Origin of the sequence: Sphingomonas lenta, from assembly GCF_002288825.1 — a bacterium.
GTDB classification, from domain to species: Bacteria; Pseudomonadota; Alphaproteobacteria; order Sphingomonadales; family Sphingomonadaceae; genus Sphingomonas; species Sphingomonas lenta.
Genome location: NZ_NSLI01000002.1, coordinates 81,464 through 106,400, shown reverse-complemented (window position 1 = coordinate 106,400; position 24,937 = coordinate 81,464). Strand labels below are relative to the sequence as shown.

The 24,937-nt window shown below is 70.0% G+C and carries 23 protein-coding genes and 1 tRNA gene; 13 read left to right on the top strand and 11 right to left on the bottom strand.

Going from position 1 to position 24,937, the window contains the following annotated elements; all coding sequences use genetic code 11:
- Positions 1–66 precede the first annotated feature (66 nt).
- The 3 genes from hemB to CKY28_RS03680 all read left to right on the top strand — a co-directional run bounded on the left by hemB (position 67) and on the right by CKY28_RS03680 (position 3,923).
- The gene (gene hemB / locus CKY28_RS03690; RefSeq protein ID WP_095997611.1) at positions 67–1,059 is read left to right on the top strand and encodes a porphobilinogen synthase; all 993 of its coding nucleotides are present in this window, start codon (positions 67–69) and stop codon (positions 1,057–1,059) included.
- Between the two features lie 114 nt (positions 1,060–1,173).
- Entirely contained in the window at positions 1,174–1,722 is a 549-nt protein-coding gene (locus tag CKY28_RS03685) for a GNAT family N-acetyltransferase (protein ID WP_245841575.1), read from the top strand.
- The gene (locus tag CKY28_RS03680) at positions 1,719–3,923 is read left to right on the top strand and encodes a spermidine synthase (protein WP_095997008.1); all 2,205 of its coding nucleotides are present in this window, start codon (positions 1,719–1,721) and stop codon (positions 3,921–3,923) included. The genes CKY28_RS03685 and CKY28_RS03680 overlap by 4 nt, the downstream gene beginning before the upstream one ends.
- 5 nt (positions 3,924–3,928) lie before the next feature.
- Here the strand turns inward: CKY28_RS03680 and CKY28_RS03675 are convergent, their stop codons facing one another.
- On the bottom strand, positions 3,929–4,426 hold the full coding sequence (locus tag CKY28_RS03675; RefSeq protein WP_095997007.1) for a hypothetical protein: 498 nt from the start codon (positions 4,424–4,426) through the stop codon (positions 3,929–3,931).
- Between the two features lie 83 nt (positions 4,427–4,509).
- Here CKY28_RS03675 and CKY28_RS03670 point away from each other — a divergent pair.
- Positions 4,510–4,586, top strand: a tRNA-Arg gene (locus CKY28_RS03670).
- A 144-nt stretch (positions 4,587–4,730) separates the two neighbouring features.
- Here CKY28_RS03670 and CKY28_RS03665 read toward each other — a convergent pair.
- Positions 4,731–6,881, bottom strand: a complete 2,151-nt coding sequence (locus CKY28_RS03665) for a M10 family metallopeptidase (protein ID WP_095997006.1) — start codon at positions 6,879–6,881, stop codon at positions 4,731–4,733.
- A 386-nt stretch (positions 6,882–7,267) separates the two neighbouring features.
- Here CKY28_RS03665 and CKY28_RS03660 point away from each other — a divergent pair, with 386 nt between their 5' ends.
- Entirely contained in the window at positions 7,268–8,752 is a 1,485-nt protein-coding gene (locus CKY28_RS03660; protein WP_095997005.1) for a deoxyribodipyrimidine photo-lyase, read from the top strand.
- A 149-nt stretch (positions 8,753–8,901) separates the two neighbouring features.
- Here the strand turns inward: CKY28_RS03660 and CKY28_RS03655 are convergent, their stop codons facing one another.
- The 7 genes from CKY28_RS03655 to CKY28_RS03625 all read right to left on the bottom strand — a co-directional run bounded on the left by CKY28_RS03655 (position 8,902) and on the right by CKY28_RS03625 (position 15,087).
- Positions 8,902–9,633 (bottom strand): 3'(2'),5'-bisphosphate nucleotidase CysQ, encoded by a 732-nt coding sequence (locus CKY28_RS03655; protein WP_095997004.1) that lies wholly within the window; start codon positions 9,631–9,633, stop codon positions 8,902–8,904.
- Between the two features lie 166 nt (positions 9,634–9,799).
- Entirely contained in the window at positions 9,800–10,024 is a 225-nt protein-coding gene (locus tag CKY28_RS03650) for a hypothetical protein (protein ID WP_095997003.1), read from the bottom strand.
- Between the two features lie 66 nt (positions 10,025–10,090).
- On the bottom strand, positions 10,091–11,347 hold the full coding sequence (locus CKY28_RS03645; RefSeq protein WP_095997609.1) for an N-succinylarginine dihydrolase: 1,257 nt from the start codon (positions 11,345–11,347) through the stop codon (positions 10,091–10,093).
- A 10-nt stretch (positions 11,348–11,357) separates the two neighbouring features.
- Entirely contained in the window at positions 11,358–12,374 is a 1,017-nt protein-coding gene (locus CKY28_RS03640; RefSeq protein ID WP_095997002.1) for an arginine N-succinyltransferase, read from the bottom strand.
- Entirely contained in the window at positions 12,371–13,579 is a 1,209-nt protein-coding gene (locus tag CKY28_RS03635; RefSeq protein WP_176472944.1) for a hydrolase, read from the bottom strand. Before CKY28_RS03635 ends, CKY28_RS03640 begins: the two co-directional genes overlap by 4 nt.
- Positions 13,580–13,600: 21 nt before the next feature.
- Complete coding sequence (locus CKY28_RS03630) at positions 13,601–14,089, bottom strand: RNA pyrophosphohydrolase (RefSeq protein ID WP_281253202.1); 489 nt, start codon at positions 14,087–14,089, stop codon at positions 13,601–13,603.
- The gene (locus CKY28_RS03625; protein ID WP_095997001.1) at positions 14,086–15,087 is read right to left on the bottom strand and encodes an alpha/beta hydrolase; all 1,002 of its coding nucleotides are present in this window, start codon (positions 15,085–15,087) and stop codon (positions 14,086–14,088) included. Before CKY28_RS03625 ends, CKY28_RS03630 begins: the two co-directional genes overlap by 4 nt.
- 42 nt (positions 15,088–15,129) lie before the next feature.
- Between CKY28_RS03625 and CKY28_RS03620 the strand changes: the two genes are divergently transcribed.
- The 4 genes from CKY28_RS03620 to CKY28_RS03605 all read left to right on the top strand — a co-directional run bounded on the left by CKY28_RS03620 (position 15,130) and on the right by CKY28_RS03605 (position 20,798).
- A complete protein-coding gene (locus CKY28_RS03620) occupies positions 15,130–16,029 on the top strand; it encodes a histone deacetylase family protein (RefSeq protein ID WP_095997000.1) in 900 nt (299 codons plus the stop codon).
- Between the two features lie 90 nt (positions 16,030–16,119).
- Positions 16,120–18,102, top strand: coding sequence for a 2-oxoacid:acceptor oxidoreductase subunit alpha (locus tag CKY28_RS03615; RefSeq protein WP_095996999.1), 1,983 nt, complete (start codon positions 16,120–16,122; stop codon positions 18,100–18,102).
- 147 nt (positions 18,103–18,249) lie between these two features.
- Positions 18,250–19,275, top strand: coding sequence for a 2-oxoacid:ferredoxin oxidoreductase subunit beta (locus CKY28_RS03610; RefSeq protein ID WP_095996998.1), 1,026 nt, complete (start codon positions 18,250–18,252; stop codon positions 19,273–19,275).
- A gap of 383 nt (positions 19,276–19,658) precedes the next feature.
- The gene (locus CKY28_RS03605; RefSeq protein ID WP_245841682.1) at positions 19,659–20,798 is read left to right on the top strand and encodes an SAM-dependent methyltransferase; all 1,140 of its coding nucleotides are present in this window, start codon (positions 19,659–19,661) and stop codon (positions 20,796–20,798) included.
- A gap of 158 nt (positions 20,799–20,956) precedes the next feature.
- Here CKY28_RS03605 and CKY28_RS03600 read toward each other — a convergent pair whose 3' ends face one another.
- Both CKY28_RS03600 and purF read right to left on the bottom strand, forming a co-directional pair.
- Positions 20,957–21,664: an SDR family NAD(P)-dependent oxidoreductase gene (locus CKY28_RS03600; protein WP_095996996.1), complete on the bottom strand. Its 708-nt coding sequence runs from the start codon at positions 21,662–21,664 to the stop codon at positions 20,957–20,959.
- Positions 21,665–21,709: 45 nt separating this feature from the next.
- Positions 21,710–23,176 (bottom strand): amidophosphoribosyltransferase, encoded by a 1,467-nt coding sequence (purF, locus tag CKY28_RS03595; RefSeq protein ID WP_095996995.1) that lies wholly within the window; start codon positions 23,174–23,176, stop codon positions 21,710–21,712.
- 100 nt (positions 23,177–23,276) lie between these two features.
- On the opposite strand from purF, the gene CKY28_RS03590 reads away from it, so the two are divergent.
- The 4 genes from CKY28_RS03590 (at position 23,277) to CKY28_RS03575 (ending at position 24,934) form a co-directional block, all read left to right on the top strand.
- Positions 23,277–23,528, top strand: coding sequence for a DUF7218 family protein (locus CKY28_RS03590; RefSeq protein ID WP_095996994.1), 252 nt, complete (start codon positions 23,277–23,279; stop codon positions 23,526–23,528).
- A 9-nt stretch (positions 23,529–23,537) separates the two neighbouring features.
- Complete coding sequence (gene hisI, locus CKY28_RS03585; protein WP_095996993.1) at positions 23,538–23,900, top strand: phosphoribosyl-AMP cyclohydrolase; 363 nt, start codon at positions 23,538–23,540, stop codon at positions 23,898–23,900.
- A gap of 89 nt (positions 23,901–23,989) precedes the next feature.
- Positions 23,990–24,478, top strand: coding sequence for a hypothetical protein (locus CKY28_RS03580; RefSeq protein WP_095996992.1), 489 nt, complete (start codon positions 23,990–23,992; stop codon positions 24,476–24,478).
- 33 nt (positions 24,479–24,511) lie between these two features.
- Positions 24,512–24,934, top strand: coding sequence for a MerR family transcriptional regulator (locus tag CKY28_RS03575; protein WP_095996991.1), 423 nt, complete (start codon positions 24,512–24,514; stop codon positions 24,932–24,934).
- Positions 24,935–24,937: the final 3 nt, after the last annotated feature.

The window sequence follows — 24,937 nt, the reverse complement described above, 5'->3', positions numbered from 1 at the left end:
GTTTCCGGATAGGTTGCGCGGGCGTAACGCTTGTTAACGGGTGCACGATCCCGCATGACGCGCGCCATGTCGGCAGCTTATCCAGCCCTCCGCCTCCGCCGCACGCGCGCGCATGCCTGGAGCCGACGGCTCCACGCCGAAACCGTGCTGACGCCCGCCGACCTGATCTGGCCGCTGTTCATCGTCGAGGGTGAAGGCGTGGAGGAGCCGATCGCGAGCCTGCCCGGCGTGTCACGCTGGTCAATCGACGGCATCGTCGCACGGGCGAAGGAGGCGCGGGAGCTGGGTATCCCGTGCGTCGCGCTGTTCCCGAACACCCCGCGCGAGCTGCGCACCGACGACGGGCGCGAGGCGCTCAACCCCGGCAACCTGATTTGTCGCGCCATCCGTGCGCTCAAGGACGCGGTGCCCGATGTGGGCGTGCTCACCGACGTGGCGCTCGATCCGTACACGACGCACGGTCACGACGGGCTGGTCGACGCGCAGGGCTATGTGCTCAACGACGCCACCGCCGAGGTGCTGGTCGGCCAAGCGCTCACGCAGGCCGAGGCGGGCGCGGACATCATCGCGCCGTCCGACATGATGGACGGTCGCGTCGGCCTGATCCGCGATGCACTCGAAGGGGCGGGGCGGCACAACGTCCAGATCATGGCCTATGCCGCCAAGTACGCCAGCGGCTTCTACGGCCCGTTCCGCGACGCGGTCGGCAGCCGCGGGTTGCTGAAGGGCGACAAGAGGACGTACCAGATGGACCCCGCCAACGCCGAGGAGGCGCTGCGCGAGGTCGCGGCCGACCTGGCCGAGGGTGCGGACAGCGTCATGGTGAAGCCGGGGCTGCCCTATCTGGACATCATCCTGCGCGTGAAGTCGGAGTTCCAGGTGCCGGTGTTCGCGTATCAGGTCTCGGGCGAGTACGCGATGATCGAGGCCGCCGCCGCGGCAGGCGCGGGAGATCGCGACCAGCTGGTGCTGGAGACGCTGCTCGCGTTCAAGCGGGCGGGGTGTTCGGGGGTGCTGACCTACCATGCGGCGCACGCGGCGCGGCTGCTGGGTGGATAGGGGCGCACTTCCCGGCACATGCGACGTCACCCCGGACTTGTCCCGGGGTCCATCGTCGTACGCGCACTCCGACGGGATCGTACGCACGACGATGGATGCCGGAATAAGTCCGGCATGACGGACGCGGTGATTAGGACGGAACGCCTCCTGATCCGCCCCTGGCGCGATGAGGACCTCGACCCGTTCGCCGCGATGAGCGCCGACCCGGAGGTCATGCGTCACCTCGACGGAGTCGTCGATCGCGCACACGCCGCCGACGTCATCGCTAGGCAGCGCGCCGTTCAGGCCGAACAGGGCCATTGCTTCTGGGCGTTGGAGCGCCGGGGCGACGGCGCGTTCCTGGGTTTCTGCGGCCTGCGGGTGGGCGGTCATCCCGGAACGCCGGTCGAGCGCGAGCTGGAGATCGGCTGGCGTCTCGCCCGGCCTGCCTGGAAGCAGGGCTATGCGCGCGAGGCGGCCGAAGCGTGCCTGGACTGGGCGTGGCGGCATACCCAGGCGCCGCGCGTGGCGGCCTGGACCGTGCCGGCGAACGTGGCGTCCTGGACGCTGATGGCCCGCTTGGGCATGGTGCACCGACCCGAGCTCGATTTCGACCATCCCCGCTTCGAGGCCGGCCATCCGCTACGCCGCCACCTGGTTCACACGATCGCGAGGCCCGCTTGACCGATCCCATCGTCGCCCCGGCGCCTCGCCGCGCGCTGTTCGTCGCGACCGTCCTGCTCGGCTCGTTCCTGCTCTTCCTCGTCCAGCCCATGATCGCGCGCATGGCGCTGCCCCGGCTCGGCGGCGCGCCGGCGGTGTGGAACTCGGCGATGCTCGTCTATCAGGCGCTGCTGCTCGGCGGCTACGCCTACGCCCATGCGATCGGGCGGCTCAGGCCCGCGACGCAAGGAGCGGTGCACGTGCTGCTGCTCGTCGTGGCGGGCGCGGCGCTGCTGCCGATCGGTTTGTCGGGCATGCAGCTGCCGCCCGGCGCGCAGCCGGCGCTGTGGGTGCCGTGGCTCCTGGGCCTGTCGATCGGGCCGCTCTTCTTCGCCGTCTCCGCGCAGGCGCCGTTGATCCAGCGATGGTACTCCACCGCGAGCGGCGGGGCGGACCCTTACGCGCTCTACGCCGCGTCCAACCTGGGCAGCTTCGGCGGGCTGATCGCCTATCCGTTGCTCGTCGAGCCGCGGCTCTCGGTCGCGGAGCAGAGCTGGCTCTGGAGCGCGGGCTACTCGCTCCTGGCGCTGTTCGTTCTCGCCTGCGCGGCCCTCCTGCCGCGACACGCCAAGGCAGAAGATCACCATCCGACCAGTCCCGCGCCGCGCGTGCGTACCGTGCTGCGCTGGATCGCGCTCGCCGCCGTGCCGTCGGGGCTGATGCTGGCCACGTCGACATACATCACGACCGACATCGTCGCCGGCCCGCTGCTCTGGGTGGTGCCGCTGGGATTGTACCTGCTCAGCTTCACCGTCGCCTTCGCCACCCGCCGCGATCTGGCTGAAATCCTGACCCGCGTCGCGCCGCTCAGCATCCTGCTGTTCGGAGGCGTGATGGTGGGCGGCTACAACGCCATGCCGTATCTCAGCGCGGGCGTATCGCTCCTGCTGCTGTTCATGGTCGCGGTCGCGCTGCACACGACCATGTACGACGAGCGGCCTGCGCCCGACCGGCTGACGGGCTTCTACCTCGCCATGTCGATCGGCGGCGCGCTGGGCGGCGTGTTCGCGGCGCTGATCGCGCCCGTGCTGTTCGACTGGACCTACGAGTATCCGCTGCTCGTGCTCGCGGCGGGCCTGCTCGTGCCTCAGCTCTACCTTACGGAAACGGTAAAGCGTGCTTGGGTACGGCATCGCGCGCTCGCTTTCACCGTCGTGCTCGCCGTGATCGCGCTGATGTTCGTCGGGCGCCTCTACGGGCCGGAGCGCTATTTCGGCGAGGACAATCCCGGGCCGCTGTTCATCGTGGTCGCGCTCGCCAGCCTGTTCGTGATCGGCGCGCGGCCGGCCTTCACCGGCCTGCTCGCGGCGTCGTTGCTGCTGTTCGGTGGGCTCGACGCGTTGCAGCTGTCGCTGGAGGGCGACGCGCGCACGCGCAGCTACTTCGGCGTCTACACGGTGCGAGACCGCCCGAGCTCGCGCGAGCTCGACCACGGCACGACGGTGCACGGCCTCCAGCTCACCGGCTCCGCTGAGCGCGAGCGGACGCCCACCACCTATTACGCACGCGGCTCGGGCGTGGGCCAGGCGATGGCGATCGCCCCCCTCCTGTACGGGCCGAACGCCAGGATCGGCGTGGTGGGGCTGGGGACGGGCACGCTCGCCTGCTACGCGCAGCCGGGCCAGCGCTGGCGCTTCTACGAGATCGACCCGACCGTGGTCGGCATCGCGCGCGACTCGGGCCAGTTCACCTACCTCAGGCGCTGCCTGCCCGACGGGCGCATCCGCTTGGGCGACGCGCGGCTGAGCCTCGCGGCCGAGGCGCCGGGGAGCCTCGATCTGCTCGCGCTGGACGCCTTCTCCTCGGACGCGGTGCCCGCGCACCTGCTGACGCGCGAGGCGTTCGCGACCTATGGCCGCGTGCTGAGCCCACGCGGGCTGCTCCTGGTGCACATCTCCAACCGCTTCCTCAACCTGGAGCCGGTCGTGGCGGAGGCGGCGCGGCTCGGCGGGTGGAACGCGGCGGTGTACGAGCACTCGCCCTCGTCGCTGGAGCCGGCGGGTTCGGCCTCGTCCTGGGTGGCGCTGAGCCGCAACCCCGACATCCTGGTCGCGACCACGATCCGCCAGGAAGGCTGGCGGCCGCTGGAGAAGCGGCGGGGCTTCCGGCCCTGGACGGACGACTACTCGTCCATCCTGCCGGTCATGAACGCGCTGAACTGACCCGCTCAGGCGGGCGCGAGCGCGGCGCCGATGCGCCGGATCGTCGCGTCCTGCTCGCCGAGCTCCGTCCGCGCGCGCGTGCGGGCCGTCTCCAAAGCGGGGTAGGCGGGCGCCAGCGCCACCGCGCGGTCGATCGCGAGCTGCTCCAGGTCGGTGAGCACGTCCGACGTCTCGACGCGCAGCACGTCCAGGCCCGCCAGCGCCGTTTGCGCGTCGATCCAGCGCTCGTCGCCGGCCGCCGCGCCGCGCGCGCGCCGGGCGGCGGCGTCGGCCCCGCGCGCCGCGGCGTCGAAGTCGGCTTGCGCCTTGTCGAGCCGCGCGGTCGCGGCGGCGATCTCCACGTCGAGCTGCGGGTCGGGCTCCACCGGCTGCGACGCGGGCGGCTCCGGCTCCTCGAAGCCGAGGCGTTCGACGGGGCGCGGGGCTAGGGAGGGGTAGGCGGCGTCGTCGCGCGCGCAGGCCGGGAGGAGTGCGAGGACGGCGAAGGGCAGGGCGCGGAGCATGACGCCCGTCTATGGACGGGAGGAAATCCGCACAACAGGCTTGCAACCCCGCGCGGGCCGTTCTAACAGCCGCCCTCCAATGCGCGCCCGTAGCTCAGCTGGATAGAGCATCAGACTACGAATCTGAGGGTCGGACGTTCGAATCGTTCCGGGCGCGCCACTTTCCCTACATCGCCGCTTCCCGCTCAGCCCGCCGGCGTAGTCGTGCGCGCCCGCCGCTCGCGCCAAAAGAAAAGGGCCGACCAACCGGCCGGCCCTCGACGCCGAGGTACGTCGCGGGACGCGCCCGCGACGTGCCCGTCGATCACAGGAAGTCGTACTGACCCGGCCGCGACGTGAAGTCGGCCAGCGAGTTGCCGCCGCCCAGGCTGTACACGAAGTACTGCACGCCGTCCTCGGTGTAGGTCCCGTCGTAGCGGAGCGACGTAACCGCCTTGCCGTTCGCCACCACGGCGACGCTGCCGCCCTGGGTGAAGTCGAACACCTTGTTCGTGTTGGCGGTGATGATGTTGTCGCGGTTGCCGTCGCGGAAGGCGACGGTGGTGACGATGAAATCGTCGGCCGCGAAGTCGCTGATCCGGTCCCGGCCCGCCGCGAGGTCCTTGTCGAAGAAGAACACGTCGGATCCGGTCCCGCCGGTCAGCGTGTCGGCGCCAGCGCCGCCCTCCAGCCAGTCGTTGCCAATCCCGCCGAGCAGCGTGTCGACCCCCGCCCCGCCGATCAGCAGGTCCGAACCCGCATTGCCCGACAGGTTGTTGTTGGCCGCGTTGCCGACGATCCGGTCGGCGCCGGCGCCCGAGCTGGCGTTCTCGATCGTGACGCCGTTGGCGACGGTGAAGCCGCCGAAGATGCCCTCGACGTACGAAACGCGCCCGCCGCCGCCGACCTCGTACTTGAGCGTCGCCGCGCGCAGGTCGATGCTGGCGTCCTTCAGGCCGTCATAGACGATCTGGTCGACGCCCGCGGCGTCCCAGATCGACTCGAACCCGGTCCCGCGCTGGTTGGCGTCGGCGAGCCGGTAGGTGTCGTTGCCGCGCGCCGTCTCCTCGTTCACGCCGTACTTGTCCTGCAGCACGGCGATGTCGAACGCCATCGGGCCCTTGTTGTACCCGTAGCCCGCGGAGGTGGACGCGTTGCCGTAGGGCGATTCGACCCAGCCGTCCTCGTAGGACATCATGGTGAAGACGCCCTGGTTCAGGTTGAAGTCGCCGGTCGTGTAGTCGAACGCCGTGCCCTCCGCGACGACGCCGCGCATGATCGACGAACGGCCGCCATTGTCGTGCGGGTGCGCCATGCCGAGGCCGTGGCCCATCTCGTGGATCAGCGTGACGTAGCTGAAGCCGCCCGGCACCAGGTTCTGGGCGTCCCAGCCCGGCCCGAGCGCGTTGAACTCGGCCTGGCCCTCATTGTCCTCGTCGGGCGGGCTCATGCGGCCGAGCAGGCCGGTGCGCGGCGTGCCGGTATAGGTCACGAACACGAAGTCCGCGGCCGCATCCTGCGCGAGCGGGTCGTACACGCCGTCGACCACGCGGAAGTCGATGTCGGCGACCTTCTCGATCGAAGCGAACGCGGCTTCGAACGCGTCCTTCTCGAACTGCTCCAGACCCTTGGCGACGATCGTGTCGGTGGTGCCGACCGAGGTGGGATCGCTGTCGACGTACACTTCGCCCAGCTTGGCGAAGTAGACGGTGATGACGTTCTTGCCGGTGATGTTGAACGTCTGGGCGCCGTCGGGCGCGTCGGGGTTGACGGTCGGCGTACCCGCCGCGTTGCCGGTCGGGCGCGGACCCTCGGCGCCGTCGGGGTTGCGCACGCTCTGGTGCACCTTGTTGACCTGGCTGCCCCAGTCGAGCGCGTGGAGCGGGCTGGTGGTCGGGTCGTAATAGGGCTTGTAGACCGGCTGGCCCGTCGTGTCGTCAAGCGTCAAGCGGTAATCGCCGACCAGGTCGCCGTCGTTGCTGCCGTCCTGCGCCGCGTTGTCGAAGGCGCGCGCGGCGATGTAGTAAGTGCCCGAGCTGGCCGCGGTGAGCTGCAGGATCGCGTCGAAGCCGGAATTGACGGTGTTGATCTGCGTGCTGGCGCCGCCGTCGGCCTCGCCGATCTTGTTGCCCGCCGCGTCGTACACCTCGATGTACGAGTCGACCAACGGAATGCCGTTGGGTCCGGCGACCTGGCCGAACATGCCGATCTCGTAGCTGCGGCCCGCCTCGAGCTGGACCTTGAAGAAGTCCTTGTCGCCCAGCGTCTCCAGCGTGGAGATCCGCTCGCCGCCGACCGCGAGCGTCGCGGTGGTGGTACGGTCGTTGGCGACGTCATCGGTCGTGCCGACGCCGATCACGCCGGCGGACGGGGTAACGCCGATCTGGAACGCCGTCCCACCCGCGCCCGCGGCGCCGTAATGGACGTTCGCGTCGCCGGAGGCGCCCGGCTGGTTATACGACCTGAACTCCCTCATTGCGCAGGACATGCACATCTTGGAACTCTCCCTCTATCTTGGCTTAGTTCGACCGCCACGCGCGCGGACGCGCCCACGAGCTCGACACCCGCGTTCGTGGCTGATTCAGCAAGTCGCGCAGCGCCGTTCGAGCCGAACCGGCCCGGAAGTGAACGACGGACGAACGACATACGTCAATATGCGCGACCCTTTTCTCATGCGATCGCATGCACTTAGCTGCGATCCAATGTAGATACGTACGAACCGGCCAAAAGGATGCGCATTCGATCACTGATTGTGAAAATTTTCATCATAGGTGATACTATCTCCTGCTCAGGGCGCGGTTGAACCTCGCCGCCCGAGCATCGTTCGACCGGGGAAAGCCGAACGGAGAGGGGCGCAAGGGCATGGACGATCTACCCCCGACGCTGACGGAATGGACGGACGCGCCGCGCGTGCGGCGCCTCAACCAAGCGCCGTTCCGCCGTGAAGGCTGGTACGTCCTGTGCTGGCTGCAGCAGGCGCTGCGCGCGCGCGACAATCCGGTCATCGACGTGGCCGTCCTGCTCGGCAACGCGCTCGGCCTGCCGGTGCTCGTCTATCACGGCCTGCGCGAGGACTATCCCTTCGCCTCCGACCGGCTGCACCGCTTCATCCTGGGCGCGAGCCGCGACCTGGCAATCGGCTGCGAGCGGCGCGGCCTCGCCTGCGTCCAATATGTCGATCGCGCGGCGAAGCGGGAGAAGGGCCTCGTCTACCGCCTCGCCGCCGACGCGGCGGCCGTCGTGTTGGAGGACCAGCCTGCCTTCGTCGCGCAATGGCAGGCGGAGCGCGTCGCGGCGAAGAGCGGAACGGGCGTCGTCGCCGTCAACGCCGCCTGCCTCGTGCCGCCCGCCGCGCTCGACCAGGGCGTCGGCACCACCTCCGCCTTCCGCCGCCGCCACGAAAAGGCGCGCGAGGCCTGGTACCTCTGGCGCGACGAAGAGCCGACGGTCGCGCCCTATGACGGCCCGCTGGCCTACGAGCCCGACCGGCTGGGCGGCGCGTCCGACGCGGAGCTCGACGCGCTGATCGCCTCGCTCGACATCGACCATGCGCTTTACCCCAGCGCCATGCTGCCGGGCTCGCGCGACGAGGTGCTGATCCGCCTGCGTCGCCTGACCGAGGAGGTGCTGCCGGCCTATGCGGAGGCGCGCAACAACGCGTCCAGGCCGGAGGGGTCGAGCACGCTCTCGCCCTATCTCCATTTCGGCGTGGTCGGCCCGCGCGAGATCATGGCCGCGATCAAGGCCGCCGACGTGGCCGAGGACCAGCAGCAAAAGTTCGCCGACGAGCTACTGACCTGGCGCGAGTGGTTCCACTACCGCGCGCGCACCATGCGCGTGCCGGAGAGCTACGCACGTGTGCCGAACTGGGCGAAAGGACAGTTGGAGAAGCACGCCGACGACCCACGGCCCGAGCTCGAGACATTGGACGCGCTCGTTCACGGCGAGACGCGCGACGAGACGTGGAACGCGTGCCAGAAGCAGTATCTGATCGACGGCTGGATGCACAACAACCTGCGCATGTACTGGGCCAAGCGCATCATCGCGATGACGCCCGACCCGCAGACCGGCTGGGCGACCGCGTGCTACCTTAACGACCGGCTGAGCTTGGACGGGCGCGACCCGTCGACCTACGGCAACCTCGCCTGGGCCTGGGGCGACGCCGCGCCGGGCTATCGCGACAACCCGATCTATGGGCTGGTGCAGACGCGAACCGACCGCTCCATTCGCGAGCGGCCGGGCGGGCCGGAATGGCTCAGGAAGATGGCGGCGCGGGAGGGGCCGAGGCTGCAAGTGCCGGAGACGCCGCCGGTCGACCCGTATCTGAGCGAGAAGCTGCCCATCTGACCCAAAATCCTCCCCGAGCTTGTCTCGGGGAGGGGGACCGCGCCAGCTTGCTGGCGTGGTGGAGGGGCTGGGCGCGGACCGCCGCCAGTACGCGCCCAGCCCCTCCACCAGCTTCGCTGGTCCCCCTCCCCCAGCAAGCTGGGGGAGGATTAAGATAAACTCCGCACCAACCCGATCACCCGCTCCGCCAGTTCGGGATGGCAGATCAGCAGATCCGGCAAGCGCGGGTCCGGGCAGTTGTACACCAGCTCCGCCCCATCCACCCGGCTCGCGTGCAGGCCATGCGCCCGCGCCACCGCGACCGGCGCGCAGTTATCCCATTCATGCTGCCCGCCCGCATGCAGGTACAGGTCCGCCTCGCCGCGCACGACCGCCATCGCCTTGGCGCCCGCCGAGCCCATCGGGATCAGCTCCGCCCCGATCGCCTCCGCCACCCGCGTCGCGAGCGCCGGCGGGCGCGAACGGCTGACCACCATGCGCGGCCGGGCGGGGAGGGCGTGCGGCACGCGCGGCTCGCCGCTGACGAGCGTCGTATCCGTCGCAGGCAGCGCCACCGCACCCGCCGCCGCGTGCCGATCCACCGATAAGGCGACGTGCACCGCCCAGTCGTCACGCCCCTCGGCATACTCGCGCGTGCCGTCCAGCGGATCGACGATCCACACGCGCGGGCAGGCGCAACGGGCCTGGTCGTCGTGGCTCTCCTCCGACAGCACCGCGTCGTCGCGCCGCGCCGCGGCGAGCCGGCGCAGGATCAGCGCGTTGGCCCGGGCGTCGCCCTCGTCACCCAGCGCCTTGCCCGCGAGCCCGCCCGTCCGCCGCAGGTCCAGGAGCAGACGGCCGGCCTCCTCGGCGATGGAACGGGCGAGTTCGGCGTCGGTCATACCGGGCAACTACGCCGCGACCGCCCCTCCTCCAACCCTCTCCCGCTTTGGCGGGAGAGGGACAGGCGCTTTAGCGCCAGGGTGAGGGCACCCTGTTACGTCAGAACAGGCCCTCACCCTGCTGCTTCGCAGCTGTCCCTCTCCCGCGAAAGCGGGAGAGGGCAGGTCAGCCCAGCTCCGCCCGCTCCCGCTCGATCGAGTCCAGGATCCGCGCACCCGCCATGAACACCGCGATCGGGCAGGCCGCGAACAGCACCCAGCCGCCCGCGCCCGGAAATTCCTCCAGATACCCGACCCCCCGCTCGCACGCCCCGGTAGCGAGGCCGTAGATGACGAGGAACGCCTCGAACTTGGTCTTGATCTGAAACAGGCGAGCGACGCGACGGAACATGCCGAGAGGTTAAGCAACCCCCGCGCCAACCCCGGATTTCCGCCGTTCGCGCGTTAACGGGCGAGGTTAACTGTCAAGTAACTCGACAAGATCGAGTGCGCGGAGCAGCTCGGCGCGGGCTTGCTCGACCTGCGCGATCAGCGCCGGGTCGCCGATCGCGCCCGGCTCGATCGCCTCGGGCCAGTGCGCCGTCACGATCTCGGCGATCCGGTCGAGCTTGGCCTCGTCGACCAGAAAACGCGGGTCGACCGTCGCGGGATCGGCGACGACGCGCAGGCGCAGGCAGGCGGGACCGCCGCCGTTCGCCATCGACTCGCGCACGTCGACCACCTCCAGCCGGCGGATCGGCCCGTTGCCCGCCACCAGCTCCTGCAGCCACGTCCAGACGCGTTCGTTCGCGCGCGCTTCGCCGGGCAGGATCAGCGCCATGCCGCCGTCGGGCAGCGTCGCGAGCTGGGCGTTGAACAGGTAGCTCGACACCGCGTCAGCGAGCGAGACGCGCGCGTCCGGCACCTCGACGATCTCGACCTCGGGCATGAGCCGCCTGAGGTCGGCGTAGAAGGCGTCGCGGTGCTCGAACGCGAGCTCGTGGGCGAACAGCACGCGCTCGTTCGCGACCGCGACCACGTCATTGTGGAACGCACCCGCGGCGATCGCCACCTCCGCCTGCTGGACGAACAGCGTGCGGGCGGGGTCAAGCCGGTGCGCGCGCGCGACCGCTTCCGACGCCTCGCGGTGCTGGCGTGCGGGGAAGGGGCCGCCGCGCTCGCCGTAGACGAACACCTCGACGCCCGCCCGCCCGTGCTCGGCCGCGAAGCGCATGTGGTTGGCGGCACCCTCGTCGCCGAAAGGGGCGGGGACGGGGCCGTGCACCGCGAACGCCCCGCTCGCGAAGGCGAGCCGGAGTTGCCGCAGCGTGTCCGGCCACTCGTGGCTACGGTGCGGCATGGTCATGAGGTTAGCGACGGTGAGGTGGCACTTGCCGTCCGCCGTATCGGCCGCCGGGCTGACCGTCGCCGCGTTCGCCGCCCACATGGGCGAGGCGGAGAGCGCCTGCGCCTTAAGGTGCGGTGACGCGGTATCGTAGCGCTGGTGCAGCCGATCGAGCCAGGCGTGGTCCGGGCGCGGCTGGGGCAGGAACACGCCCTGCGCCAGCCCGAGGCGCAGGTTGGCGCGCATCTTCTCCAGCCCCTGCAGCGCCGCCGCGCGCGGGTGCGACACGTGTCCCGCGTTGCGCGTCGCCGCGAGGTTGCCGGGGCTCAAGCCCGCATAGTTGTGGCTGGGACCAACGATTCCGTCGAAGTTGATCTCGCGCATGCTCACCACCGGGCCCCTACCACCGGGCGACGTGCCACACGGCCCCGTCCTCCTCCGCGCCGATCGCCGCGGCGGCGTCGCGCGACAGCACGATCCCGTCGCCCGCCTCGCGCACCAGCCCGCAGGTGCAGCGGAAGTCGCGCAACGTCCCCCGCGCGACCAGCGCCTCCTCGCCGCCGTCGCGGTCGATCGCCACCACCCGGTGCTCGCGCGCGTCGCGGATGGATCGCACCTGGTCGGTCAGCGCGGTCATGGTCGGCCCGCCGTCGAAGATGTCGACGTAATTTTCGTAACGGAACCCCTCGCGCTCCAGCATCCGCATCGCCGCCCGCCCGCTCGGGTGCGGCAGGCCGATCGCGGCGCGCGCGGTCTCGGGCAGCATGGCGGTGTAGATGGGGTGCTTGGGCATCAGGTCGGCGATGAACTGGTGCCCGTGGATCGCGTTGAACTGGTCCGCATCCTGGAAATTCATCCCGAAGAAGCGGCCCGCCAGCCCGTCCCAGAACGGCGACCCGCCCGCCTCATCGATGACGCCGCGCAGCTCCGCCAGGATGCGGTCGGCGAAGCGCGCGCGGTGGGTGCGGATGAACAGGTAGCGGCTCCGCGCCAGCAACATGCCCAGCCCGCCCGCGCGCTCCTGCGGATGAAGAAACAGCCCGCCCACCTCGCTCGACCCCTCCAGGTCGGTGGTCAGCGTCAGCATCTCCGCGCGGAACGTCCGCGACAGCTCGCGGCTGTGCTGCGTCAGCGTGCCGAGGCGGTAGCTGTAGAAAGGGTGCTTCTGGCCGACTTGCGTGAACACCTGGCACGTGCCGCGCACCTCGCCGGTGTCGGGGTTCTCAAGCACGAGCACGAACAGCTCGTCCTCGACCGGCCCCTCGGCGCGCGAGAAGGCGGCTTCCGATCGGTCGAGCTTGGCCTGGAGCGCGTCGCGGTCGGGCGGCAGGTTGGTGAAGCCGCCGCCCGTCAGCTTCGCCATCTCGTAGAGGTGCTTGAGGTCGTCGGGCGTGGCGGGGCGGACGATGTGGCTCACGGCCGACCCCGCTCGGCGATGCGTAGGATCGTCACGGCCGACAGCGCCGCGCGCTCTGGAAGGCTGTCGACGATCATGAACTCGTCCGCCGAATGTATGGCACCGCCCCTGACCCCCATTGTATCCACTACCGGCACGCCCGCCGCGGCGATGTTGTTCCCGTCGCACACCCCGCCCGTCGCGCGGCGGCCGATATTCAAGCCCAAGTCGCGCCCGGCCTCGCCGACGAGCGCGAACAGCGCTTCCGCTCCGGCGTCCACCGGCTTGGGCGGGCGATTGAACGAGCCGTGCGCGCGGATTGCCACATCATGCTCGCGCGCGACCTCCAGGACGGCGCGGTCGATCGCCGCCTGGGCGCGGTCGATCGCGTCGTGGTCGGCCGGCCGGAAGTTCACGCGCAGCACCGCATGGGGCGGCACGACGTTGTTCGGTCCGCCGCCGTCGATGCGGGCCGGGTTGACGGTCAGCCCGTCCCCCTTCGCCGCCGCCAGCCTCAACGCCAGGTCCGCCGCCGCGACGATCGCGTTGCGGCCCTCCTCCGGATTGCGCCCGGCATGCGCCGCGCGTCCCTCGACGACGAGCGAGAAGTTGCCCGTGCCCCCGCGCGCGCCCGCCAGCGTGCCGTCGGCGAGCGCGGGCTCATAGGTCAGCGCGGCCACCTTGCCCTGCGCGGCTTCGGCGATCAGCGAGGCGGACGACAGCGACCCCGTCTCCTCGTCCGAGTTGATCAGCACCTCGTATCCGAGCCGCGAGGCGAGCGGGCTCGCCTCGACGGCCTGGAGCGCTGTAAGCATAACCGCCAGCCCGCCCTTCATATCCGCGGTACCCGGCCCGTTGACTGTTCCGTCGTCGCGCGTCGTGACCTGCTGGAACGGGTGGTCGGCCGGATAGACCGTGTCCATGTGCCCGGTGAACAACATGCGTACCGGGGCATGGGGCCGGATGCTCAGTAGCAGGTGCCGCCCATGCTCGACCGGCACGACGCGCCCGTCCGCCTCGACACGGCTTGCGGGCGCGGGCTCGACCAGCTGCAGCTCGCCCGGCAGCGCCGAAAAGGCGTCGGTCAGCAGCCCCGCCATAGTCGCCAATCCGTCGAGGTTGCCCGTCCCGCTGTTGACCGCGCTCCACGCGAGCACATGGTCCAGCATCGGCGCGTCGCCTAGCCGCGCCACCGCGTCGCGCTCCGCCCTTGTCAGCCCCTCCATGCGGGCGGCCTTAGCGGGCCGTCAGCCGCCCCGCAAATACGGCCGAAATATGCCGAGCACGTCCTCGTAGAGCGCGCGCTTGAACGGCACCGCCAACCCGGGCAGCTCCTCCGCGTCGATCCAGCGCCAGGCGCGGAACTCGGGGTGCGGCGTGTCGATGTGCACGTCGCTGTCGCGGCCGGTGAAGCGGTACAGGAACCACCATTGCCGCTGCCCGCGCCACTTACCCTTCCAGACCTTGCCGACCATCTCGGGCGGGATATCGTAGAACAGCTCGCGGTCGCCCCGCGCGACCAGCTCCAGATGCTCTGGGGCGATGCCCGTCTCCTCGCCCAACTCGCGCCGCGCGGCCTCCTCGGCGTCCTCGCCGGGGTCGATCCCGCCCTGGGGCATCTGCCATGCCTCCAGCACGGTATCGACCCGCTGGCCGACGAACACCTGACCTTGCGCGTTCATCAGCATCACGCCCGCGCAGGGGCGGTAGGGAAGGGTGGTCGGGTCGGTGCTCACCCGGCGGCCGCCTGCGCCATGACGCGCTCGCCCTCGGCCTCGACGATCGCCGCCTTGAGCGCCGACAGGTAGCCCGCCACGTCCCCCGCGCTCGACGGGATCGCCTTTCGCAGCGTCACGAAGCCGTGGATGTTCCCCACCGCCTCGCGATACGTCACCGGCACGCCTTCGCGGATCAGCGCCGCGGCGTAGGCGCGGCCCTGGTCGCGTAAGGGATCGAGGCTGGCGGTGATCACCACCGCCGGCGGCAGACCCTTCAGCGACCCCGCCATCGGATTGCCGCGCATGTGCTGGAGGTCGGCCGCGTAGGCGTCCGCAAACCAGTCCATCGACGCGCGCGTCAGCAGATAGCCTTCCGAGAAGTCAGTGAACGACGGGTGATCGCTCAACGGATCGGCTGCGGGATAGATCGGCGCCTGCACGATCACCGGCGCCGCCGCGGGCTGATCCCGCAGCGCCATCGCCGTCACGATCGCCAGCGTACCGCCAGCCGAGTCGCCGCACAGCACCAGGCTCGTCACCTTGCGCCCGAGCTCGGCCGGGCCGGCGGCCACCCAGCGCGCCGCCGCCTCGCAATCATCGGGCGCCGCGGGCCAGCGATGCTCGGGCGCGAGCCGATAGTCCACCGACACGACCGGCAGCCCCAGCACCCGCGCCATCTCCGCGCAGAGGCTGGCGTGCGTGTCGATGTCGCCGATCACGAATCCGCCGCCGTGGAAGAACACCACGACCGGCCCCGGCTCCCGCGTCTCGCGTGCATCAAACAGCCGCGCGGGAACACCGCCAGCCGGGCCCAGGATGGTGAAGTCGCGCGTCAGCGCCAGCTCGCCGAGCGGCGGGTCGGCCACGTCCTTCATCGCCCGGTACACCGCGCGCGCCGCCGGCGGTTCTAGCTCGTGCGTCTTGGGCCCAGGCAGGGCGTTTAAGTAATTCAAGAACTGGCGCACGTCCGGCCGGACGAAAGGCCTCTGCTCGCCGCCGACCGCCGTGTCCGTCATGCGCCTCTCCTGATTTCGTCGGGTCGGGCCTAACTAGGGGCGGTGATCCACATCGTCCATCACCCCGATTACGTCGCCCCGCCCGACCCCCGCGCCCGCGCGCAGTCCAGCAAGAACGGCCTGATCCGCGATCTGCTGCGCGACAGCGGCGCGCCGATCGCGTGGCACCGGCCCGATCCGATGCCGCGCCGCTGGCTGGAGGAGGTGCACGACCCCGGCTACGTCGCCGAGGTCCTGTCCGCCGCCGTCCCGCGCGAGAAGGAGCGCCGCATCGGCTTTCCCGTGACCGAGATCGTCTCCCGGCGCTCGCAGGTCGTCCCCGCCGGTACCTGGCTCGCCGCGAAGCTCGCGCTGGAGCACGGGTTCGCCGCAAACAGCGCGGGCGGCAGCCACCACGCGCTCCATGACACGGGCGCGGGCTATTGCGTGTTCAACGACCTCGCGCTCGCCGCCGTCCGCCTGACAGAGGAAGGCACGGTCGAGCGCGTCCTCGTGGTCGACGTCGATGTCCACCAGGGTGACGGCACCGCCGCCCTCACCGCCGGCCGGCAGGGCATAGCCACGTATTCTATCCACGCCGCCAAGAACTTCCCCGCCCGCAAAGCCCGGTCGACGCTCGACGTGCCGCTCGCCGACGGCGTCGAGGACGAGGAGTATCTCCGCACGCTGGAGGAGACGCTCGCGCCCATGCTCGACGAGCACCGCCCGCAGCTCATCCTCTACCAGGCAGGCGTCGACCCGTTCGCCGACGACCAGCTCGGCCGCCTCGCCCTGACCGAGGATGGCCTGCGCCGCCGCGAGTTGCTCGTCGCCGAGCTCGCCCGCGCACGCGCCATCCCCCTCGCGAGTACCGTCGGCGGCGGCTACGGCCCCGACAAGCCCGCGCTGGCGAAGCGCCACGTCGACGCGATCCTCACGCTGGGAGAGGCGTTCGGCGACTAAACGCCAGTTTCCCTCACCCCCAATCCGTTCTACCTTGGCCGACCCCCGCGAGGGGCATACATGGCCGCCATCATCTGACAGGAATCTTCCATGGCCACCGCCGTCCACGAAGTGACGCCCGAAGAGGCGTCGGCGCATCCCAAGCTCGAGTCCGTCGTCGTCCGCTTCGCGGGCGACTCCGGCGACGGCATGCAGCTGACCGGCGGCCAGTTCACGCTCTCGACCGCGCTCGCGGGCAACGACCTCGCGACCTTTCCGGACTTTCCCGCCGAGATCCGCGCTCCGCAGGGCACGTTGTTCGGCGTGTCGGCGTTCCAGATCAACTTCGGCTCCGACGACATCGAGACCGCGGGCGACCAGCCGGACGTGCTGATCGCGATGAACCCCGCGGGCCTGAAGGTGAATGTCGACCAGCTCAAGGCCGGCGGCCTCATCATCGCCGATGAGGGCGAGTTCACCGAGCGCAACCTCGCCAAGGCCAAGTACGAGAGCAATCCGCTGACCGATGGTAGTCTCGCCAAGTGGCAGCTGCTCTCCTTCAACATCTCGCAGCTGACCCTCGACGCCGTAAAGCCCTTCGGGCTGGGGAACAAGGAGGCGCTGCGCTGCAAGAACATGTGGACGCTGGGCCTGGCGCTCTGGATGTTCGACCGCGATCGTCAGCCCATCGTCGACTGGCTCAAGGCCAAGTTCGTGAAGGCGCCGCTGCTCGCAGAGGCCAACATCGCCGCGCTCAACGCCGGCCACGCGTACGGCGAGACCGCCGAGCTCGCCGGCCCCTTGAAGCAGCACCATATCGCGGCCGCCCCCGCCGAGCCCGGCCTGTACCGCACCGTCACCGGCGCGGAGGCGATCAGCTTGGGTCTCGTCGCGGGCGCGCAGCTCGCCGGGCTGCCCATGTTCTTCGGCGGCTACCCGATCACGCCCGCGTCGGCGATCCTGCATCACCTCGCCCGCCTCAAGGAATACCAGGTCACCACCTTCCAGGCGGAAGACGAGATCGCCGCCATCTGCTCCGCCATCGGCGCGAGCTACGCGGGCCAGCTCGGCGTCACCTCGTCGTCCGGCCCCGGCATCGCGCTCAAGGGCGAGGCGATGGGCCTGGCGATCATGACCGAGTTGCCGCTCGTCATCGTCAACTCGCAGCGCGGCGGGCCCTCGACGGGCCTGCCCACCAAGACCGAGCAGTCCGACCTCTACCAGGCCGTGTACGGCCGCAACGGCGACGCGCCCATGCCCGTGCTCGCCGCGCGCTCGGCCGCCGACTGCTTCGAGGTCGCGATCGAGGCGTGCCGCATCGCGGTCCAGTATATGACGCCCGTCATGCTGCTCACCGACGGCTACATCGCCAACGCCGCCGAGCCCTGGCGCGTGCCGGACATGAGCGGCTTCGCACCGTTCCCCGTGAAGTTCGCGACCGAGCCGAACGCGCCCGAGGGCAAGTTCCTGCCCTATCAGCGCGACGAGAAGCTCGCCCGTCCCTGGGCCAAGCCCGGCACCCCCGGTCTGCTCCACCGCATCGGCGGTATCGAGAAGAAGAACGGCACCGGCCACATCGACTATTCGCCCGCCAATCACCAGGAGATGACGGACGTCCGGCACGACAAGGTGTCGGGCGTTCGCGTGCCGCTCCAGAAGGTGGAGCTGGGCGAGGAGAAGGGCCGCCTCGCCATCGTCGGCTGGGGCTCGACTTTCGGCCCCATCCACCAGGCCGTCCGCCGCGCCCGCCGCAAGGGTCAGGACGTGGCGCACATCCACATCCGCCACATCTGGCCGATGCCCGCCAACCTCGGCGCGCTGCTCCGCAACTACGACCAGGTGATCGTGCCGGAGATGAACACCGGCCAATTGAAGACGGTGCTGCGCGACCAGTTCCTCGTCGATGCCCGCCCGCTGACCAAGGTGTCGGGCCAGCCCTTCCGCATCGCGGAGATCGAGGCCGCGATCGACAACGCGCTCGGCGGGCAGGGCGGGGGCGAGGTCGACGCCGACCCGACCCAGCTACCGGAGCCTGCGTCGGGCCACGACGACGGCACCAACCGCGGGGCGTTCTCGCCCCAGTCGGCGGCGTGAGCGCGGCCCATTATACCCCCACCCGTCACCCCGGACTTGTTCCGGGGTCCATCGTTGTACGCGCACACCGACTGGCTCGTCCGCACAACGATGGATGCCGGAACAAGTCCGGCATGACGAAGCAGATTTGACCAAAGGCACCCAGCCATGAACGACATGACCCCCATCACGACCAAGCCCAAGGATTGGGAGACCGACCAGGAGGTCCGCTGGTGTCCCGGCTGCGGCGACTACGCGATCCTGAAGGCCGTCCAGCGCACCATGCCGGAGCTCGGCGCGCGGCCGGAGAACACGGTGTTCGTGTCCGGCATCGGCTGCTCGTCGCGCTTCCCCTATTACATGGAGACCTACGGCTTCCACACGATCCACGGCCGCGCGCCCGCGATCGCGACGGGGGTGAAGCTCGCCAATCCGGAGCTCGACGTGTGGATCATCACCGGCGACGGCGACGCCTTGTCGATCGGCGGCAACCACACGATGCACCTGCTCCGCCGCAACCTGAACTGCCAGGTGCTGCTGTTCAACAACGAGATCTACGGGCTGACCAAAGGGCAATACTCGCCCACGTCGCGCGTCGGCACGCGCACGCCGTCGACCCCGCTCGGTTCGGTCGACCGTCCCGCCAACCCGTGCGCGTTCGCGTTAGGATCGGGCGCGCGGTTCGTCGCGCGCGGGATCGACGTGCACAAGAACCTCGTCCCCGTGCTGAAAGCGGCCTACGCCCATCAGGGCGCGGCGTTCGTCGAAATCTTCCAGAACTGCATCGTCTACAACGACGACGTCTTCGCCCCCTTCACCGAGAAGGCTCAGGCGCAGGGCAACCAGCTCTGGGTGGAGCACGGCAAGCCGCTGCTCTTCGCCGGCGGCCAGAAGGGGCTCGCCCTCGATCCTGAGCGGCTGACGCTCAAGGTCGTCGACGTGGTCGACGGCGACGCGAGCGGGGTGGTCGTCCACGACCAGACCAACCGCGGTCTCGCGCACATGCTCGTCGAGATGCCCTTCGGCCCGTTCCCGATGGCGCTCGGCGTCCTTTACGACGACCCCGCGCCGACGTTCGACGAGGCGGTGGTCCTGCAGAACGCGCAGGCGAGCGAAGGTAAGCGGCCCGATCTCCAGAAGCTGCTCAGCCAGGGCCAGACCTGGATGGTCGACAAGGCCCCGCACGTCATCTGATCAGTCTAAATCCTCCCCCGCTTACAGCGGGGGAGGGGGACCAGCGTAGCTGGTGGAGGGGGAGCTGCGGGATACGGCATCGCCCACGGCTTGCTTCGCAAGCCGGCTCCGGTCGGCGACAAGCCCCCGGCTTGTCGCTGATCAACCTCCGCCCCCCTCCACCACTCGCTACGCGAGCGGTCCCCCTCCCCCGCTGTAAGCGGGGGAGGAGTTGAGGTGGGGCCTGTCCTACAGCCTGCGCCTTTGCCATATCCGCCGCGGTGCACGACCTACGCCGCCTCGACTCGACCTCCAACGCCGCCCCGAGCCACTCGGTTCGTCGCGTTTCCGCGCCGACATACGCTTACCTTCGTTACCTTCGCCCGGCTCGACTCGCTGCCCCGATCTTCCACCGCTTCCTCGACCGCATCGATGCCGGCCTTGAGGCGGGCGCGATCGACGCGCACCTACCGGACGGCACCTGCCGCCTGATCGGCGGCCGTGCCGACGGCCCCGTGCCGATCGTCACCCTCCACCGCTGGCGCGCGCTGGTCCGCCTGGCGCTCGGCGGATCCGTAGGCTGGTACGAGGGCTGGGCCGCGGGCGACTGGTCCAGCCCCGATCCCGTACCCCTGTTCGACCTGTTCATGCGCAACCGCGTCAGCCTCGGCCGCACCGCCCGCGCCGAAGGCCCGTTCCGCCGCGCCTTGCGCGCCTGGCACAAGCGCCGCGCGAACAGCCCGCGCAACGCCCGCAAGAATATCGCCGCGCACTACGACCTCGGCAACGACTTCTACCGCCTCTGGCTCGACCCGACCAAGACATACTCCAGCGCGATCCTCGCCGCGCCTGACGAGCCACTGGAGCGGGCGCAGCGCCGCAAGCTCCAGGCGATCCTCGACCGGACCGGCACGAAGCCCGGCGACTGCATCCTGGAGATCGGCTGCGGCTGGGGCAGCTTCGCCCGCCTCGCGAGCGAGCAGGGAAGGGCGGTCCACGGCCTCACGTTATCGACCGAGCAGAAGGCCCATGTCGACGCGCTCGGCCTCGCGAACGTCACCATCTCGCTCGAGGACTATCGCAGCGTGCAGGGCGCCTATGACGCGGTCGCCAGCATCGAGATGGTCGAGGCCGTCGGCCAGGAATATTGGCCCGCCTATCTCGACACGATCGCCCGCGTGCTCAAGCCGGGCGGTCGCGCGGCGATCCAGTATATCTCGATCGCCGACGACGTCTTCACCGCCTATGCCGCGTCCGTCGACTTCATCCAGCGCTACGTCTTCCCCGGCGGCATGCTGCTCTCGACCAGTCGCTTCCGGGCGCTCGCGGAGGCGCGCGGGCTCGAATGGCGCGATCAGCACGATTTCGGCCTGGACTACGCCGAAACGCTCAAGCGCTGGCGCGAAGCCTTCGACGCCGCCGAGCTCCCCGCCCGCTACGACGACCGCTTCCGCCGCCTATGGCGCTACTACCTGCAATATTGCGAAGGCGGCTTTCGCGGCGGCGGCATCGACGTCCACCAGGTGACGTTGGTGAAAGGGTAAGGAACTCCTACGGCCTTCTACTCCGTCATGCCGGACTTGATCCGGCATCCATGCGCGTCCGATCGCTCCATGTTTGCCGCCGCGATCGGGTCACGACCGTACGCGCATGGACCCCGGCTCAAGGCCGGGGTGACGGCGAGAGAGAAAAGCGGGTCGGCTCAGCCCACCCGCTCGAAATGCCCCGGCTCATACCCGGCGACCGCCAGCTCGGCGATGCGCTCGGCCACGACCTCGGGCGGCTTGACCGAGTTCGGGTCCTCGCCCGGATAGGCCCGCTCGCGCATTTTGGTCCGGGTCGCGCCCGGGTCGAGGACCGCGCAGCGCACGCCCGTCATCCGCTCCACCTCGTCGCCGTAGGAGAGCAGCAGCGTCTCGAACGCCGCCTTGGACGCGCCGTACGCGCCCCAATAGGCGCGCGGCTGCCGCGCCACCGACGAGGTGACGCCGATCACCCGCGCGCCCTCCGACGCGCGGAGGAGCGGGTCGAACGCGGTCAGCATCGCGAGCTGCGCGCTGACGTTGAGCGTCAGCACCTGCGCGAACTCTTTGGGGTCGATCGCCGGCACGGCCGCCAGGCTGCCCAAGGTCGCCGCGTTCAGCACCAGCACGTCGAGCTTTTTCCACCGCTCGCCCACCGCCGTCGCCAGCCGCGCGATCGCGTCCGTCTGCGTCAGGTCCAAGGGCGCGATCGTGGCGGAGCCGCCGGCGTCGAACACCGTCTGCTCGACCACCTCCAGCCCGGCCGTGGTCCGCGCGGTGATCACCACATGCGCACCGCGCGCCGCAAGCGCGATCGCCGTCGCCGCGCCGATGCCTCGGCTGGCACCCGTCACCAGCGCCAATTTGTCCTTGAGCGGCTTGTCCATGTCCGCCCCTTTCAGGCGGCGCGGCTTCGGGTCAAGCCCGGGCGCTCAGTTCACCCGCTCGACGCGCTCCGCCAGCATCGCGAACTGGTCCACCTGCTCGACCTCGTCCTGGTCGGTCAGCGTCGTCGGATAGTCGCCCGTGAAGCAGGCGTCGCAGTATTTCGGCCGCACGTCCGCTCGGCCCATCTCCCCAAGCGCCTTGTACAGACCGTCGATCGACACGAACGCCAGGCTGTCGGCGTGGATGAAGTCGGTCATGCCGCCCAGGTCCAGCTTCGCCGCGAGCAGCTTCGCCCGCTCCGGCGTGTCGACGCCGTAGAAGCAGGAGTGCCTGGTCGGCGGCGACGCGATGCGCATGTGCACCTCCGCCGCGCCCGCCTCGCGCATCATCTGCACGATCTTGAGGCTGGTCGTGCCGCGCACGATCGAGTCGTCGACCAGGATGACGCGCTTGCCCTGGATCAGCGCGCGGTTGGCGTTGTGCTTCAGCTTGACGCCGAGGTGCCGGACCTTGTCGCCAGGCTGGATGAAGGTGCGCCCCACATAATGCGAGCGGATGATGCCCAGCTCGAACGGGATGCCCGACTCTTGCGCGTAGCCGATCGCGGCCGGCACGCCCGAGTCGGGCACGGGGATGACGAGGTCCGCGTCGACCGGCGCCTCGCGCGCGAGCTCGGCGCCGATCGCCTTGCGCACGTCGTACACCGACTGCTCGTCGACGATGGAGTCGGGGCGCGAGAAATAGACCCATTCGAAGATGCACGGCCGCGGGCTCATCGGCGCGAACGGCTTGATCGAGCGGATCTGGTCGCCCTGCACGATCACCAGCTCGCCCGGCTCAACCGCGCGCTCGAACTCCGCGCCGACCACGTCGAACGCCACCGACTCGGACGCGAAGATCACGGCGTCGTCCAGCCTGCCCATGACGAGCGGCCGGATACCGAGCGGATCGCGGCAGGCGATCATGCCCTCGGGCGTCATCACGATCAGCGAATAGGCGCCCTCGATCTGCTTCAGTGCGTCGATGAAGCGGTCGAGCAGCGTGCGGTAGCTCGACGTCGCGACGAGGTGGATGATCACCTCCGTGTCGCTGGTCGATTGAAAGATCGCGCCGCGGCGCACGAGCTCGCGGCGGAGCTTGGCGGCGTTGGACAGGTTGCCGTTGTGCGCCACCGCGAAGCCGCCGGACTGGAGCTCGGCGTAGAGCGGCTGGACGTTGCGGATCGCCGTGTCGCCCGTCGTCGCATAGCGGACATGGCCCGCCGCGACCGGCCCCGGCAGCGAGCGGATCACGTCGTCGCGATCGAAATTGCCCGCGACATGGCCCATAGCGCGGTGCGTGTGGAAGTTGCGCCCGTCGAAGCTGGTGATGCCCGCCGCTTCCTGGCCGCGGTGCTGCAACGCGTGCAGACCCAGCGCTACCAGCGCCGCCGCGCTGTCGTTGCCGGATACCCCGAAGATGCCGCACTCCTCGCGCAGCTTGTCGTCGTCGAACGGATTGGTGGTAAGCATCGAGCCCTGCCCGGTGATCGCGGCCGGGATATAGGCGGGCTAACCTGCTTTGTCTTCCACCTGTCACGGAAAAAACGCGCCGCTCGTCGGTTGATGCCGGATGGCGATCAAGCACGCTCCGCAGATCAAAGACCCGGCGGTCTACGAGGCGCTGCTCGCCCAAGGCGCGTCGCCGGAGAAGGCCGCGCGCATCGCGAACGCCAAGGCCGCGGGCACGCTGCGCCACAACAGCGTGCGCCTCGACAAGCGCAGCGTCGCCGACCTGCAGGAGGAAGCGAAGCGCATCGGCATCGCCGGCCGGTCCAGGATGCGCAAGGCGGAACTCATCGACGCGATCCGCAACCACGGCTAGATCGGGCGCATGCCCGACCTGCGCGAGACCGGCCTCGACCTCCATCCCAAGTACGACGGCAACGGCCTGATCACCGCCGTGGCGACCGACGCCGCGACGGGGGAATTGCTGATGGTGGCGCACATGAACGCCGACGCGCTCCGGCTGACGCGCGACACGGGCGAGGCGCATTTCTGGTCGCGCAGCCGGGCCAAGCTCTGGCGCAAGGGCGAGACCTCCGGCCACGTGCTGCGCGTCCGCGAGATGCGCGTCGACTGCGACCAGGACGCGCTCTGGCTCCTCGTCGAGCCCGCCGGTCCGGCCTGCCACACGGGTGCGCGGAGCTGCTTTTACCGGCGCGTCGAGGGCGACGGCCTAGTCCCCGTCGCATGATCTCACACAGTCCGTTCGTGCTGAGCTTGTCGAGGCACCGTCCTTCTCGCTGCCATCAGAAGAACAGCCCTTCGACAAGCTCAGGGCGAATGGTGGGGGTACTGGCGGCGTTGCTTCTCGCCGGCTGCGGTGAGGACCGCGCGACCACCAACACCGCCTCGGCCGGCGCCAAGCTGGAAGCCGCGGCGATCGAGGCGGGGCTGGTGCCCGACCCGGAGCGCGCGACGCTGATCGGCAGCTGGGCCGCCGATTCCGATCGCGTCTGCGTCGCGCCGGGTGAGGGCGGTCGCGACCGCATCGGCGTGTTGCTCGATTATGGCGAGGGTAACGGCTGCGTCGCCGCCGGCGGCGTGCGCCGCGCGGGCGACCGGCTCGACGTCGACTTCGGCCGGTGCCGCGTCCAGGCCCGTTTCGATGGCGAGCGGATCAGCTTCCCGGCCAGCGTACCCCAGGACTGCGAGCGCCTATGCCGCGGCAACGCGACGCTGTCCGCTCTCTCCGTCGCCCGCGTCAGCGACTCCGCCGCGGAGGCTGCGACGCTGCGCACGCCCTCCGGCCGGCTGCTCTGCGCAGATTGACGCTAACGTAAACGGCAACTACTTCGGCGAGCGATGTCGACCGTCGCCGCCCCAGTCGCCGCATACGCCCTGATCGAGCCGCGTCACGACCGCGAGCACTATTCCATCACCGACCTCTGTTCCGAGTTCGGCGTCACGCCGCGCGCGCTCCGCTTCTACGAAGACGAAGGGCTGATCGCGCCCGAGCGCCGCGGCACGCAGCGCATCTACTCGCACCGCGACCGCGCCCGGCTCGCCTGGATCCTGCGCGGCAAGCGCGTCGGCTTCAGCCTCGCCGAGATCCGCGAGATGATCGATCTCTACGATCTCGGCGACGGCCGCCGCGTGCAGCGCGCCGTCACCGCCGAGAAGTGCCGCGAGCGCATCGCCGCGCTTGAGGCGCAGAAGCGCGACATCGACGCCGCCATCGCCGAGCTCAACGACTTCGTCCAGACGATCGAAACCCTGAAGGATTGACCC